We start from the raw sequence: 12738 nt of genomic DNA, 5'->3' as shown, positions 1-12738 counted from the left end.
TTAAATTCTGTCTTAGATTTCGTATCCCCCAATTTTCCGTGATGAGCCTAAAAAAAGCCTTCTCCAGCTGCAGCAGCTGGAGAAGGCTTTTTTATTTTTTAGCAGAGCTGGACGGTTCCGCTTTTTGGGGTGGTTCCAAAGGCTGGATAAACCTGGACTGCTTGACGAAACGGATAAATTCTTCCATGGCCGGATGCAGGCGCACATTTTTGTTCCACACCAGGGTAATAAAGGCCGGATGGAATTCGGTAATGGGAATGGCCGCCAGGTCCGGTTCCTGGCTGGCAATTTCTTCGGTAAGAAAACCGGCAGCCGCTTCACTGCGGATGTATTCCAGGATGGTGAAGACCTGGGAGGTCTGGTGGACAATCCGGGGCTGCACCTCGCTGACTGCAAACATCCGCTTGATATAGGTGGTCTGGTCAAAATGGTCGGAAAACATGACCAAAGGCACGTCCTTCAGCTCTTTCAGACTCAGGGATGTTCTGCTGGCCAGGGGGTGGTCCTTCCGGACAAACAGTTTCAGGTAGCTTTTCCGCAGCAGCAGGTGGTGATAGGGCTCTTCCGGCATATGGTTGGTAACGCACAGGGCAAAATCAATTTCCTGCCGGTCCAGCAGCTCGTATAGCACATTGGTGGTTTCCTCGATGGTTTCGATGGTGGTTCGGGGATGTTCCTTTAAAAAGGCACCGTGGAGCTTGGGGAAAATGGTGTTTCCCCGCATGGTGGCCACCCCAATCCGCAGCAGGGTCCGGCTGTGTGCCAGATTCTTTACCACCTGGCACAAATTCTGGTAATGGTTCTCGAACTGCTGGGCGTGTTCCAGCAGAATCCGGCCCTGGGGGGTGACCTGGATGTTGTTCCGGTTGCGCTGGAACAGGGCTACCCCGCATTCCTGCTCCAGTTCCTGCATGGCCTTGGAAATCCCGGGCTGGGAGATATGACATTTCTCTGCGGCTCCGGTGAAGCTGCCGCATTGGCAGACAGCAATAAAGTATTCGATTTGGGTCAGTTTCATGGGGCACCTCCTTCTGTCTTTATTATAACTAAAAGTTTGGGTGAAGAACAGAAATGTATTTTACTTTCTTTTTCTGCCTGTGTAAAATTGCTACAGAATCACGAAAATGTATTTTGTATGCACTGAAGTAAAGATAAATCTGTAGCCGGTCCCAACCACCGACGAAGTCAGGCCAAGGCCTGGAAGAAAAAGGAGATAAGTACAATGGCTGCAACGAAAATGGGTTATGATTTGTTAAACGATCCCTTCCTGAACAAAGGCACTGCCTTTTCTTTGGAAGAACGGAGAAAATACGGGCTGGTGGGCATTCTGCCGCCCCATGTGGAAACCCTGGAACTCCAGGCCCAGCAGGCTTACGAAAATGTTTGTGAACGGCCTAACCGGGCAGTACAGCGCCACTATCTGATGAAGCTGTTCAGCCGGAACCGGACCCTGTTCTTTTACCTGTTCTCCCATCATCTGGAACAGCTGCTGCCCATTTTGTATGCTCCTGGCGTAGCCGAAAGCGTCAAGCAGTACAGCGAACTGTTCACCACTCCCCAAAACGCCGTCTACCTGTCCATTGACGCCATGGGGGATATCGAAGAAGCCCTGCGCAACGGGGCTGCCGGCCGGGATATTGAACTGATCGTAGTTACCGACGGGGAAAGCATTCTGGGCATCGGGGACTGGGGCACCAACGGGGTCAGCATTTCCACCGGGAAAATCCTGGTGTACACCGCCGCTGCCGGCATTGACCCGGCCAAGGTGCTGCCGGTGGTACTGGATGCTGGCACCAGCCGCCAGAGCCTGATTGATGACCCGTTGTACCTGGGGCTGCACCACAAACGGATTGTGGGCGCTGCCTACGATACCTTTGTGGACCGCTTTGTGAGAACGGCTGAAAAGCTGTTCCCCAACCTGTACATCCATTTTGAGGATTTTGGACGGGAAAATGCAGCCCGTCTGCTGGACCAATACGCCAACCAATTTGCCGTCTATAACGACGATATTGAAGGCACCGGGGCGGTAACCCTGGCAGCCATTCTGGGCGCCCTGAAGATTTCCGGGCAGAAGCTTACGGACCAGAAATTCCTGTGCTTTGGCGCCGGCACCTCCGGCATGGGCATTGTGCGCCAGGTCTACGAAGAAATGCTGCTCCAGGGCCTGACCCCCCAAGAAGCCCAGGACCGGTTCTACCTGGTGGACCAACAGGGCCTGCTGTTTGAGGATTCCGATGCCCTGACCCCCCAACAAAACCTGTTTACCCGCAAGAGAACGGAATTTGCGGACAGTCACGACCTGGACACCTTGGAAAAAGTGGTAAAAGCCATTCATCCTACCATTTTGGTGGGCTGCTCCACGGTGGGCGGTGCCTTTACAGAAAGCATCGTCAAGGAAATGGCTGCCCATACGGAACGCCCCATTGTCTTCCCGCTGAGCAATCCCACGGAACTGGCAGAAGCCAAGGCTGCGGACCTGATTGCCTGGACGGAAGGCCGGGCCCTGGTGGCTACCGGCACTGCTTCCCAGGAAGTGGGATACCAAGGGGTGAAGTACCAGATTGGCCAAGCCAACAACTCCTTGGTGTTCCCGGGGATGGGACTGGCCGTAACTGCCTGCCACGCCAAATGCGTGTCCCAGGGAATGCTGGCAGCTGCTGCCCATGCCCTGGCTGATGAAGTAAAGGTGGAAAACGCCGGTGCCTCTGTGCTGCCGCCGGTTACCCATCTCCAGGACTTCACGGTGGTGCTGGCCCAGAAGGTGGCCCAGCGCATTGTAGAAGAAGGCGTCAACCAAAAAGCCATTGCCGACCCTGCCCAAGCTGTTTTGGACAGCCAATGGACAGCTGAATATAAAGAGCTGTAAGATTCCAGCCGCAAGGCCTCCTGGGATAAATCACACACAAAAAAAACAAGGAAGTGACCAGCTATACGCTGGCTGCTTCCTTGTTTTTTTGTGCGCTGTAAGGGGAAAATTGGCCCTTAGGGCATGAGAAAGGTCAGGAGAAAGGGAATCTCCAGAGTCAGAAGAAAACCGCTGACAAAGCCCAAAATGGCCGCAGGGGTATTGATGTACTTTAACAGTACGGGCATGGTGGAGTCCATAGTACTGGCGCCGCCCAGGCCGATACAGGGAAATTTGTACCACCGGGTCAAAAGGGGCACGGAAATAAAGCACAGCAGTTCCCGGAGGGAATTGGCAATAAAGGCAATGGCGCCCACCTTGGTGGAATACAGGGAGCCGATAACCACGGACGACAGGCTGTACCAGCCCATACCAGCGCTGACCAGGAGGCTGTCCCGGGAGGGTAGGCCAGTCAAAAGGCCAAATAACGTGCCAAGGGTCAGGCTCCCCAGGGTGATGGCCGCAGGAATGGCCAGACAAAGGCTTAAATTCCTGGGCGTGACGAATTGCCGGATTAGAGCCTTGTTTTCCCCGATTTCAATGCCGGAAACAAAAATCATGATGTTCAGGGCGTTCATGAGAATGGTGTCCAAAAGGGGCCCCTGGTCCGGGGTCAGAAAAGCATATCCCGCGCCAAAGCCCAGCACCAGGGAGAGCAGAATGAGCCGGATCATTTCTTGGCCTCCTGGAACAGGGTGTGGATTTCCCGGGCAAAAATCCGCTCTACTATCAGGAGCAGCAGAAAGCTGCCCAGCATGCTGCCCAGGCAGATGGCCAGGGACTGGATGCCCAGGGTGCGCAACTGGACAAGCAGCTGGGGATTGCTGCCAATTTTGGCTGCAAGGCAAAAAATCATGGTGCATAGGGCCGCCTGGGAAATGCGGCTAAGGCCCAGCTTTATTTTGTAGGAAAACAGGTTTACCAAGCCGGCCGCAATGCCCAGCGCCATGCAAAGCAGGATAACGGTCATGAAGTCAGCTCCTTTTCGTAATTTAGGTACAAGAAAAGCCGGCAGCTGCAGCAGCCGGCCATCATCCAGCGGGATTAGAGGGTAAAAGCCAGATGTCCCAATACGTATAGGGACAGGCCCCGGATTACCAGCATGAACCAATGGGTGGGAAACCGGATGCCTGTTTTGGGGTCCCGGATGGCCATACCAGGAATCTGGTAGAATACGGCCAGCTGCTCATAGCCGGACAGAATCAGCAGCATGGAGGCGGGCTCCCATAAAATATCATCAAATAAAATCAGGAACAGGCAGTAGAAAAAGAAAATCAGCCGCCCCAGATAAAAAAGCAGGAAAAACAGGAATCCCTGGTCAATGACAATAATCCGAACCGGAGAGGGGCGCTTGCTGCGCAGCAGCCCGGGAAAGGTCTGCATATAATAATAGATGGTCTGGTACCGGAACAAAAAGATAATTTCCAGCAGCCAGCAGAATAAGGGAACCACATGGATATGCATAGGCTGATCAACGCTCCTTCCGCCTTTCATTATACACGATAGGTCCATATCCTGACAATTTCTCTTTCTGTCCGGTTATTGTTCTGAAAATAGGATTCCATGTAAAATCTGAATGCATGAAATATATCTTTCACAATAGACAAATATCCATTAAATACATACGCTTCACAAAATGTACATAAAAACGGTATACAAATTAAAAATTCGCATCAATTTTGTAAAAAAGAGTATTGCAAAACCGCGAATAAGTACGTATAATAGGCTTAACTTGCAAGGCCGGCCGTCTTTCGTACAGCTCCCTGGCAAGAATCCCCTAGAAAGCAAAGGTGTTATGGATGAAAGGATGGAAAAAAGCGGTCGGCGCTATCGCCATGACAACGGTAATGGCAACCATGTTTGCAGGCTGCGGTGACAGTAAGAAAGAAGCAGCTAACAGCAATGAAATCAAGGTGGGCGCCCTGTTTGAACTCACCGGCAACGTTGCCAACTACGGTAAATCCTGTTACAACGGATTCCAAATGGCTATTGATGAAGTCAATGCCAAAGGCGGGGTAAACGGCAAAAAGATTACTATTGTCCAGGCGGACAACAAATCCGAGCCCTCTGAATCTGGCAACCAGGCAACCAAGTTGATTTCCAAGGATAAGGTTGCTGTTATTGTTGGACCTGCTACCAGCGGCTGCGTATCCGCTGCCACGCCTGTAGTCACCAACGCCAAGGTTCCTCTGATGGCTCCTGTAGCTACGGCACCTGGCATTACGGTGGATGAAAAAGGCAAGGTTCGTCCCTACATCTTCCGTGCCTGCTTCACGGATCCGTTCCAAGGCAAGGTTATGGCAACCTTCGCGGTTAAGAGCCTGAACGTGAAGAATGTGGCTATTTTCTATGATTCTTCCAGTGACTATTCCAAAGGCCTGATGGAAGTATTCGGCAAGACTTTGGAAGAAAACGGCGGCAAGGTTGTAGCCAAGGAAGCTTTCCTGGCTAAAGACCAAGATTTCAAGGCAGCCCTGACCAAACTGAAGGCTGCTGATCCTCAAGCCCTGTATGTACCGGCTTATTATGAAGAAGTTTCCAAGATTGTAAAACAAGCTCGTGAAGTTGGCCTGGATTGCCCAATCCTGGGCAGCGATGGTTGGGATTCCCCGAAACTGGCAGAAATTGCTGGTGCTGATGCTCTGAACAACACCTACTTCAGCAGCGCTTATTCCGCACAGGATCAAGATCCCCATGTACAACAGTTCATCAAAGACTACAAAGCCAAATACAACGCAGAACCGGATACCTTTGCCATCCACTCCTATGATGCAGGCCTGGTTGTAGCCGAAGCCATCAAGAGAGCTGGCGGCACCGATGGTACCAAGATTGCCGACGAAATGGCCAAGATGAAAGATTTCCAAGTAGCCACTGGGAAATTCACCCTGGATAAGGATCACAACCCTGTATCCGGCGGTATCATCATCGAAATGAAGAACGGCGTACAGACCTTCAAAGAAAAGATTAACCTGTAAGTTTCAAATTCAGTCTATATGGCGTTGGGTCAGGCTCAACTGACCTGACGCCAAAATTTTTCCAAAGGAGAAAGGCTTATGGACACGGGTTCTTTTGCTTTACAATTTGTACAGCAAATTGTAAACGGGGTGTCACTGGGCAGCATTTATGCGCTGATTGCCCTCGGGTACACCATGATTTATGGCATCATCAAATTAATTAACTTCGCCCACGGTGATATTTACATGGTGGGTGCCTATATTGGCTATGTAGCCACCAGCAAGTTTGGTTTACCTTTTTTGCCTTCCATCGTTTTGGCCATGCTGGGCTCCGCTATTGCTGGTATCATCATTGAACGGATTGCCTATCGCCCCATGCGGAACGCACCCCGGATTGCGGCCCTGATTACCGCCATCGGCGTATCGTTCTTTCTGGAAAACGGCATGATACTTTTGGTTACGCCCCAGCCCCGGACCTTCCCGGCAATTTTTGCCCCCACGGTCTATAACATCGGCGGCATCATCATCAACAACCAGCAGATCATCATTTTGGTAAGCACCTTTATCCTGATGCTGGTTCTGACTTACATCGTTAACCGGACCAAAGCCGGCAAGGCCATGAGAGCGGTAAGCTATGATGCAGACGCAGCCCGGCTCATGGGCATCAACATCGACCGGGTTATTTCCATGACCTTCGCCCTGGGTTCTGCCCTGGCTGCTGCCGCCGGCGTACTGGTAGGCATCTACTACAACTCCATTGATCCCCTGATGGGCATGATGCCCGGTATCAAGGCGTTCATTGCAGCTGTTGTAGGCGGCATCGGCATTCTCCCCGGCGCTATGCTGGGCGGCATCATCATGGGTCTGGTAGAAGCCATGGTCAGCGGCTTCTTCTCCTCCACCTTCCGTGATGCAGCAGCCTTTGCCATCCTGATTATCATCTTGCTCTATAAACCTACGGGCTTACTGGGCAAGAACGTGAAAGAGAAAGTGTAGGTGGGAGCCATGAAAAATTTACGCAAACAGGATTTACTGGGCCTGGGCATTTTTGCAGTGATTTTTGTGGTATTCTATCTGCTGTTTGACCAGGAAGTTTTGGATGACTATTGGGAAACCAACGTCATCATGATTTTGATCAACATCATCCTGTCCGTAAGCCTGAACCTGATCAACGGCTTTACGGGACAGTTCTCCATCGGCCATGCCGGCTTTATGGCAGTAGGCGCCTATGTTTCCGCCATTATTACCGTAAAACTGGGAATGGACTTTGCCCTTGCCCTGATTGTAGGAACTTTGGCCGCTGCTTTCCTGGGCTTCCTGATTGGCATGCCCACCCTGCGGCTGGACGGTGACTATCTGGCCATTGCTACCCTGGGTTTGGGGGAAATCATCCGGATTGCCATCCTGAACATCAACTATGTAGGCGGGGCTTCCGGTTTCATGGGGATTCCCCGTTTGACCACCTTCCCCATTGCCTTCTGGATTATGGTTTTTGTGGTATACGTCATCAAAAACTTCAAGAATTCGGCAGACGGCCGTGCCTGCCTGGCCATTCGTGAAAACGAAATTGCGGCGGAAACCATGGGTATCAACACCACCAAGTACAAGGTTATGGCCTTCACCATTGGAGCTGGTTTTGCCGGTACCGCCGGTGCCCTGTTCTCCCATTACTATTACATTGCCCACCCGGCATCCTTTACCTTCATGCGTTCTTTTGATATCCTGACCATGGTGGTATTGGGCGGCCTGGGTTCCATGACCGGTGCTGTTACCGGTGCTGTTCTCTTAACCGCTATTTCTGCTGCTCTGGCAGATTATCCGGAATGGCGTATGGTCATCTACTCCATTGTCATGATTGTCCTGATGCTGAACCGCCCGCAGGGCCTGTTTGGCAGCAAGGAACTGAGCCTGAATATGTTTAAATCTATAAAGCTGGGAGGTGGATCTCATGGCGGAACTGCTCAAAGTGAATAACGCCTCCATGATTTTCGGCGGCCTGCGTGCTGTATCCAACTTGAATATGCAGATTGATGAAGGGGAACTGATTGGCCTCATCGGTCCCAACGGCGCCGGCAAGACCACTGCCTTCAATATGCTTACCGGGGTGTATGAACCTTCTGAAGGGGAAATCACCTTTGCCGGACAGCGGATCAACGGAAAGAAACCGTACCAGGTGACCAATATGGGCGTGGCCCGTACCTTCCAGAACATCCGTCTGTTCTCCGAACTGTCCGTACTGGACAATGTAAAGATTGCCTTTAACCAGCATATCCGCTATGGCCTTTTGGAAGCCATCGGCCGTTTTGGCCGGTACTTCTCGGAAGAAGCTGCGGTGGAGGAAAAAGCTTTGGAGCTGTTAAAAATCTTCAAGCTGGATAAGCTGAAGGATGAAATGGCCAAGAACCTGCCCTACGGCGAACAGCGCCGGCTGGAAATTGCCCGCGCCCTGGCTACGGGACCCCGCCTGCTGCTGTTAGATGAACCGGCAGCAGGCATGAACCCCCAGGAAACCAAGGAACTGATGGAACTGATCCGCTGGATCAAAAAAGAATTTAATTTAAGCATTCTTCTGATTGAACATGATATGGGTCTGGTAATGAGCGTCTGCCAGCGGATTTACGTACTGGAATACGGCATCTGCATTGCCAACGGGACCCCTGATGAAATCAAACACAACAAACGCGTAATCAAAGCGTACTTAGGCGAGGAGGTGTCCTGATGCTGAAGGTAGAACATTTGGATGTATTCTACGGGGCCATCCACGCAGTCAAGGATGTAAGCCTGGAAGTAGGCGATGGACAGATTGTTACCCTGATTGGGTCCAATGGGGCTGGAAAATCCACCACCCTGCATACCATTTCCGGACTGATCAAACCGAAAAACGGCAGCATCGAATATGACGGCCACGAAATCGTGGGCGTTCCGGCCCATAAACTGGTGGGCCAGGGGCTGGTCCAGGTCCCTGAAGGCCGTCACGTATTTTCCAACATGACGGTTATGGAAAACCTGGACATGGGCGCCTACCTGCGCAGTGACAAAGACGGTATTGCCCAGGATAAGGAAAAGGTTTTCGCCAAGTTCCCCCGGCTGAAAGAACGGGTGGGGCAAATGGCCGGTACCCTGTCCGGCGGCGAGCAGCAGATGCTGGCCATGGGCCGGGCCCTGATGAGTCGTCCCAAACTGCTGATTTTGGATGAACCTTCCATGGGTCTTGCACCCTTGCTGGTACGGGAAATCTTTGCTATCATCAAAGAGATCAACGAAGAAGGAACCACCGTCCTGTTGGTGGAACAGAATGCCAACATGGCCCTGTCCATTGCCGACCGGGCGTATGTATTGGAAACCGGACGGGTGGTATTGTCCGGCACTGCAGCCGAACTGGCAGCCAGCGAAGCTGTACAGAAAGCCTATTTGGGCGGCTGATGAGGAGGCAGAAACCATGTTAGTAAAAGAGTTGATGACCAAAGTCGTAAAGGTAGTGGAGAGCGAACAGTCCCTTTTGGAAATCCAGGAACTGATGCTCAACAACAATCTGCGCCGGGTACCGGTGGTGGATAAGGAAGGCCATTTGCGGGGTATCATCACCGATGGGGATGTAGCCCGGGCTACGCCCTCCGATGCCAGCACCCTGAGCCGGTATGAAGCCAACTACCTGCTGGGCAAGCTGAAGGTGAAAGACCTGATGACCAAAGCCGTCATTACCGTTAAGGAAGTGGACGGGGTGGAAGTGGCTGCTTACCTGATGTACAAGTTTAAAATCGGCGCCCTGCCGGTGGTGGACGACAACAACAAGGTGGTAGGCATCATTTCTGATACGGACTTGTTCAAGGCATTTGTGGACCTGATGGGCTATGCCCAAACCTCTACCAAAATCACCATCGATTCCAAGGATAAGGTGGGGGTTCTGGCAGAACTGGCCAACATTTTCAAGGATAGAGGCGTCAACATCATTTCCATCCTGACCCGCGATATAGGAAATGATGACCGGGAAATTACCATTCGTGCAGACCTGACCAACGCTATGGATGTTATCCAAACCATCCGTGACGCAGGCTACAACATTACTGATATCTCTACTTTGAAAGTAGATGATCCCAGTGTCCGGTAAAATTGATTATCACGTTGGCGACATTGTACGGATGAAAAAAGCCCATCCCTGCGGCTCCTATGAATGGGATGTGGTGCGGGTCGGTATGGATTTCGGCATCAAATGCCGGGGCTGCGGGCATTATGTGATGCTGCCCCGGGCCAAATTCGAAAAAGCGGTACGGGATGTATTGGAACATAAGGAATAAAAAGCAGGGGACTGGTGCCTATTGGCCGGTCCTCTTTTTTGCGCTGTAGGAGAAATTCTTCTTGCAGAAGGGGTTTCTTTTTTATGCTATAATGGAAAAATAAACAGGCGGAAGGAGTGGGGAGTATGGGAAACTGGAAGGCTTGGTTCGTCACAGCAGCCGTTTGTCTTATGACCCTGCTGCCAGCGCCGGCCCAGGCCGTGCAGTGGATGCCCCTGGGGGAAAGTGAAGAAGGCCTGGTCTCCATGGACCGGGACAGCCTGAAACTGACCCAGGATGAACGGTATCTCAAGGTCTGGGAAAAGGTGGAGTGGCCGATGGTCAGTGCCCAGGGTATTGCCGGAGAGCTGCGCCATCAGGAGTACGACCTGAAAGAGAAGAAATGGCGGCAGCTGAGCGTGTATGCCCTGAATACCAAAGGCCAAAAGGTCACCGGCAGCCGAAAAATCGGGGAATGGCAGCCCTTTCAGGCCATGACGGCCCTGTTTACCCGGGCCCGGTACGAATGGGACTATGCCCGGCTGAACGGCCCTTGGGTCTTCAGCAAGACTCTGCCCAAACTGGGTAAGAAATGGTTCAATCCCCAGACGTTGGAGAAAAAAGGCAGCGATACTTATGAAGTGTGGGAAAAGACCTGGCTGAAGGAACCGGCAAACGGTACGGAAATTCTCCTATCCCATACCCGCTATGATCTGTCCAATGGAAGGGCACGGACCCTGTACCTGTGTACCTTCAACAGCCAGGGCGTCATGACGGACCACTACGCTGTCAGTGATGCCTGGAGCCAGAAAACGGACCAGTTTGGCGAATATATCGGTCCCATGCTGGCCAGCTATTACGCCCAGCATCACCACTCATAAAACACAAGAGAGTTGAATAAAAAGAAATTAATGATATAACTCTATAGAATATATGGACAAGAAAGGAAGAATGTCATGAAAATCTGCCCTAAATGCCATAAAATGTATGAAGATAGCCAAAACTTCTGTGCCCTTGATGGCAGCCGGCTGGAACTGAGCCCCGTGTCCCAAAGTATGAGAAAAGAGCAGCCTACTTCGGAAGAGACCCCGGTGATCCCGGAAAAGGAAGGCAAGGTGGTGGAGGCTGCCGAGCCCCAGGGAGAGGAAAAGCAGGCAGAAGCAGAAACGGAAGATACCTTCCAAAAGGAAGAACAGGAAGGACAAAAAGACTTTCAGCAGAATCAGTACGTCCCGCCCAAACCCAGCAGAGGGTTTGGACAGATGATGGAAGATAACTTCCCCAATCAGGAAAATTGGAAGGAACTGTACTTGAATACCCGGGGCCGGGTGCACCGGGGAGATTTTGTGTGCCGGTGGCTGTGGCTGCTCCTGGCCATGGTGCTGGTCAGCACCATCAGTGTGATTGTACCTGTCATCAGCAGCCTGGGCGGACTGGTGATTGTGGGCATGATCATCATGTTCCTGAGTTTGGGCATTCGCCGGCTCCATGACCGGAACCATACCGGCTGGTGGCTGCTCCTGATGCTGATTCCGGTGGTGCATCCGCTGCTCACCCTGTATCTGCTGCTTTCTCCTACGGAAGAAGCACCTAACCAGTACGGGGAATAAACCTAAAGAAAGAAAAGGTCTCTTGAGGCGTGTTTTGGTGGATTGGGGAAAGGGGGAAGCAGCGTGAAAATTTGTCCCCGCTGTTATAAGATTTATCCGGGCAGTGAAAATTTCTGTTCCGAAGACGGAACGCCGCTAAAGCAAAGTCCGGGAGTGCAGGGCGGAAGTCCGTCTGGAACCAGATCCCAGCAGGGGGAAACCGTACTCCATATATCCGTGGAGAAGCTGCGGCCGGGCGATGAAGCCCTAAGGGACGGGCAGCCCCTGTACAATCCCTATGCCCAGGGGGAGCCCCATCGGTCCTGGAAACGTATGCTGGAAGATAATCTGCCGGACCAGGATACGTGGCGGCAGCTGTATCTGAATTTTAAAGGCCGGGTGCACCGGGGAGATTATTTCTGTCGGTCCCTGTGGCTGGGGGCGGCGGATCTGGTGGTGGCACTTTTTGCCTATACCCTGGGAGACGTCATCGGCCTGGGGGACGACTTTGTGCTGCTGCTGGAAGGCACTGCGGGCGTCGTCCTGATATTGATGCACCTAAGCCTGGGCGTTCGCCGGCTTCACGACCGGAACGCCAGCGGCTGGTGGATGCTGCTGCTCCTGATTCCTGCCCTCCAAGGACTGTTTTTGCTGTACCTGCTGCTGGCGCCTACTCCCTGGAAGCCCAATCGGTATGACTACACCGAAACCAGGGAGAACTTCCCCTGACAACGGCGTTTTTGCTAGCCGTTTGGCAGGGGGAATTTTTTCTAAAAAACAGTTGACGACCTTCGATATCTGTGCTATTATATACAAGCTTTCTCGTTACGGAAACGCAGCGAAAGGCCTGGCGGTCCTTAGAAGGAAAAAGCGCCAATCACGATTTAAAAAATAAATTTTAAAAAGTGGTTGACAAAAACTTCTAAGTTTGCTAGAATAAACAAGCTGTCAGTGAGACAGCAGCGACGAACTTTGAAAACTGAATATTGATTGACAGATGTGCGGGTCAAGTCACC

15 protein-coding genes are annotated in these 12738 nt (G+C 52.0%); 11 read left to right on the top strand and 4 right to left on the bottom strand.

Annotation, left to right across the window (positions count from 1 at the left end; translation table 11 throughout):
• Nucleotides 1–91 precede the first annotated feature (91 nt).
• Nucleotides 92–1018: a LysR family transcriptional regulator gene (locus DW089_RS10695; RefSeq protein WP_118287263.1), complete on the bottom strand. Its 927-nt coding sequence runs from the start codon at nt 1016–1018 to the stop codon at nt 92–94.
• Nucleotides 1019–1213: 195 nt separating this feature from the next.
• On the opposite strand from DW089_RS10695, the gene DW089_RS10690 reads away from it, so the two are divergent.
• Complete coding sequence (locus DW089_RS10690; RefSeq protein ID WP_255419960.1) at nt 1214–2866, top strand: NAD-dependent malic enzyme; 1653 nt, start codon at nt 1214–1216, stop codon at nt 2864–2866.
• A gap of 116 nt (nt 2867–2982) precedes the next feature.
• On the opposite strand, the gene DW089_RS10685 is transcribed toward DW089_RS10690, so the two are convergent.
• The 3 genes from DW089_RS10685 to DW089_RS10675 all read right to left on the bottom strand — a co-directional run bounded on the left by DW089_RS10685 (nt 2983) and on the right by DW089_RS10675 (nt 4369).
• On the bottom strand, nt 2983–3579 hold the full coding sequence (locus DW089_RS10685) for a lysine exporter LysO family protein (protein ID WP_105326604.1): 597 nt from the start codon (nt 3577–3579) through the stop codon (nt 2983–2985).
• Entirely contained in the window at nt 3576–3875 is a 300-nt protein-coding gene (locus DW089_RS10680) for a LysO family transporter (RefSeq protein WP_105326603.1), read from the bottom strand. Before DW089_RS10680 ends, DW089_RS10685 begins: the two co-directional genes overlap by 4 nt.
• A 74-nt stretch (nt 3876–3949) precedes the next feature.
• Nucleotides 3950–4369 carry a hypothetical protein gene (locus DW089_RS10675; RefSeq protein ID WP_105326602.1) on the bottom strand — a complete coding sequence of 140 codons (420 nt, stop codon included), beginning with the start codon at nt 4367–4369 and terminating at the stop codon, nt 3950–3952.
• 335 nt (nt 4370–4704) lie between these two features.
• On the opposite strand from DW089_RS10675, the gene DW089_RS10670 reads away from it, so the two are divergent.
• From DW089_RS10670 to DW089_RS10625, 10 genes are all read left to right on the top strand, one after another.
• Entirely contained in the window at nt 4705–5880 is a 1176-nt protein-coding gene (locus DW089_RS10670; protein ID WP_105326601.1) for an ABC transporter substrate-binding protein, read from the top strand.
• A gap of 78 nt (nt 5881–5958) precedes the next feature.
• Nucleotides 5959–6855, top strand: coding sequence for a branched-chain amino acid ABC transporter permease (locus DW089_RS10665; RefSeq protein WP_105326600.1), 897 nt, complete (start codon nt 5959–5961; stop codon nt 6853–6855).
• A 9-nt stretch (nt 6856–6864) separates the two neighbouring features.
• On the top strand, nt 6865–7833 hold the full coding sequence (locus tag DW089_RS10660; protein ID WP_105327407.1) for a branched-chain amino acid ABC transporter permease: 969 nt from the start codon (nt 6865–6867) through the stop codon (nt 7831–7833).
• Nucleotides 7808–8578 carry an ABC transporter ATP-binding protein gene (locus tag DW089_RS10655; RefSeq protein WP_105326599.1) on the top strand — a complete coding sequence of 257 codons (771 nt, stop codon included), beginning with the start codon at nt 7808–7810 and terminating at the stop codon, nt 8576–8578. The genes DW089_RS10660 and DW089_RS10655 overlap by 26 nt, the downstream gene beginning before the upstream one ends.
• On the top strand, nt 8578–9282 hold the full coding sequence (locus tag DW089_RS10650; RefSeq protein WP_105326598.1) for an ABC transporter ATP-binding protein: 705 nt from the start codon (nt 8578–8580) through the stop codon (nt 9280–9282). Before DW089_RS10655 ends, DW089_RS10650 begins: the two co-directional genes overlap by 1 nt.
• A gap of 16 nt (nt 9283–9298) precedes the next feature.
• A complete protein-coding gene (locus DW089_RS10645) occupies nt 9299–9967 on the top strand; it encodes a CBS and ACT domain-containing protein (protein WP_105326597.1) in 669 nt (222 codons plus the stop codon).
• The gene (locus tag DW089_RS10640) at nt 9948–10154 is read left to right on the top strand and encodes a DUF951 domain-containing protein (RefSeq protein ID WP_105326596.1); all 207 of its coding nucleotides are present in this window, start codon (nt 9948–9950) and stop codon (nt 10152–10154) included. Before DW089_RS10645 ends, DW089_RS10640 begins: the two co-directional genes overlap by 20 nt.
• A gap of 125 nt (nt 10155–10279) precedes the next feature.
• Nucleotides 10280–11014, top strand: a complete 735-nt coding sequence (locus DW089_RS10635; RefSeq protein WP_105326595.1) for a hypothetical protein — start codon at nt 10280–10282, stop codon at nt 11012–11014.
• A gap of 102 nt (nt 11015–11116) precedes the next feature.
• Nucleotides 11117–11743, top strand: a complete 627-nt coding sequence (locus tag DW089_RS10630) for a DUF805 domain-containing protein (protein WP_199614906.1) — start codon at nt 11117–11119, stop codon at nt 11741–11743.
• Between the two features lie 216 nt (nt 11744–11959).
• Nucleotides 11960–12451, top strand: coding sequence for a DUF805 domain-containing protein (locus tag DW089_RS10625; protein ID WP_199614904.1), 492 nt, complete (start codon nt 11960–11962; stop codon nt 12449–12451).
• Nucleotides 12452–12738: the final 287 nt, after the last annotated feature.

The organism is Acidaminococcus sp. AM05-11 (assembly GCF_003472805.1).
Classification (GTDB): Bacteria; Bacillota; Negativicutes; order Acidaminococcales; family Acidaminococcaceae; genus Acidaminococcus; species Acidaminococcus hominis.
This window is presented reverse-complemented; position numbering and strand designations above follow the sequence as displayed.

Excerpts from the sequence above, each read along its gene's own strand:
- DW089_RS10695 (WP_118287263.1), bottom strand. The coding sequence starts at position 1,018 with ATGAAACTGACCCAAATCGAATACTTTATTGCTGTCTGCCAATGCGGC.
- DW089_RS10685 (WP_105326604.1), bottom strand. The coding sequence starts at position 3,579 with ATGATCCGGCTCATTCTGCTCTCCCTGGTGCTGGGCTTTGGCGCGGGA.
- DW089_RS10680 (WP_105326603.1), bottom strand. The coding sequence starts at position 3,875 with ATGACCGTTATCCTGCTTTGCATGGCGCTGGGCATTGCGGCCGGCTTG.
- DW089_RS10675 (WP_105326602.1), bottom strand. The coding sequence starts at position 4,369 with ATGCATATCCATGTGGTTCCCTTATTCTGCTGGCTGCTGGAAATTATC.
- DW089_RS10670 (WP_105326601.1), top strand. The coding sequence starts at position 4,705 with ATGAAAGGATGGAAAAAAGCGGTCGGCGCTATCGCCATGACAACGGTA.
- DW089_RS10665 (WP_105326600.1), top strand. The coding sequence starts at position 5,959 with ATGGACACGGGTTCTTTTGCTTTACAATTTGTACAGCAAATTGTAAAC.
- DW089_RS10660 (WP_105327407.1), top strand. The coding sequence starts at position 6,865 with ATGAAAAATTTACGCAAACAGGATTTACTGGGCCTGGGCATTTTTGCA.
- DW089_RS10655 (WP_105326599.1), top strand. The coding sequence starts at position 7,808 with ATGGCGGAACTGCTCAAAGTGAATAACGCCTCCATGATTTTCGGCGGC.
- DW089_RS10650 (WP_105326598.1), top strand. The coding sequence starts at position 8,578 with ATGCTGAAGGTAGAACATTTGGATGTATTCTACGGGGCCATCCACGCA.
- DW089_RS10645 (WP_105326597.1), top strand. The coding sequence starts at position 9,299 with ATGTTAGTAAAAGAGTTGATGACCAAAGTCGTAAAGGTAGTGGAGAGC.
- DW089_RS10640 (WP_105326596.1), top strand. The coding sequence starts at position 9,948 with ATGATCCCAGTGTCCGGTAAAATTGATTATCACGTTGGCGACATTGTA.
- DW089_RS10635 (WP_105326595.1), top strand. The coding sequence starts at position 10,280 with ATGGGAAACTGGAAGGCTTGGTTCGTCACAGCAGCCGTTTGTCTTATG.
- DW089_RS10630 (WP_199614906.1), top strand. The coding sequence starts at position 11,117 with ATGTATGAAGATAGCCAAAACTTCTGTGCCCTTGATGGCAGCCGGCTG.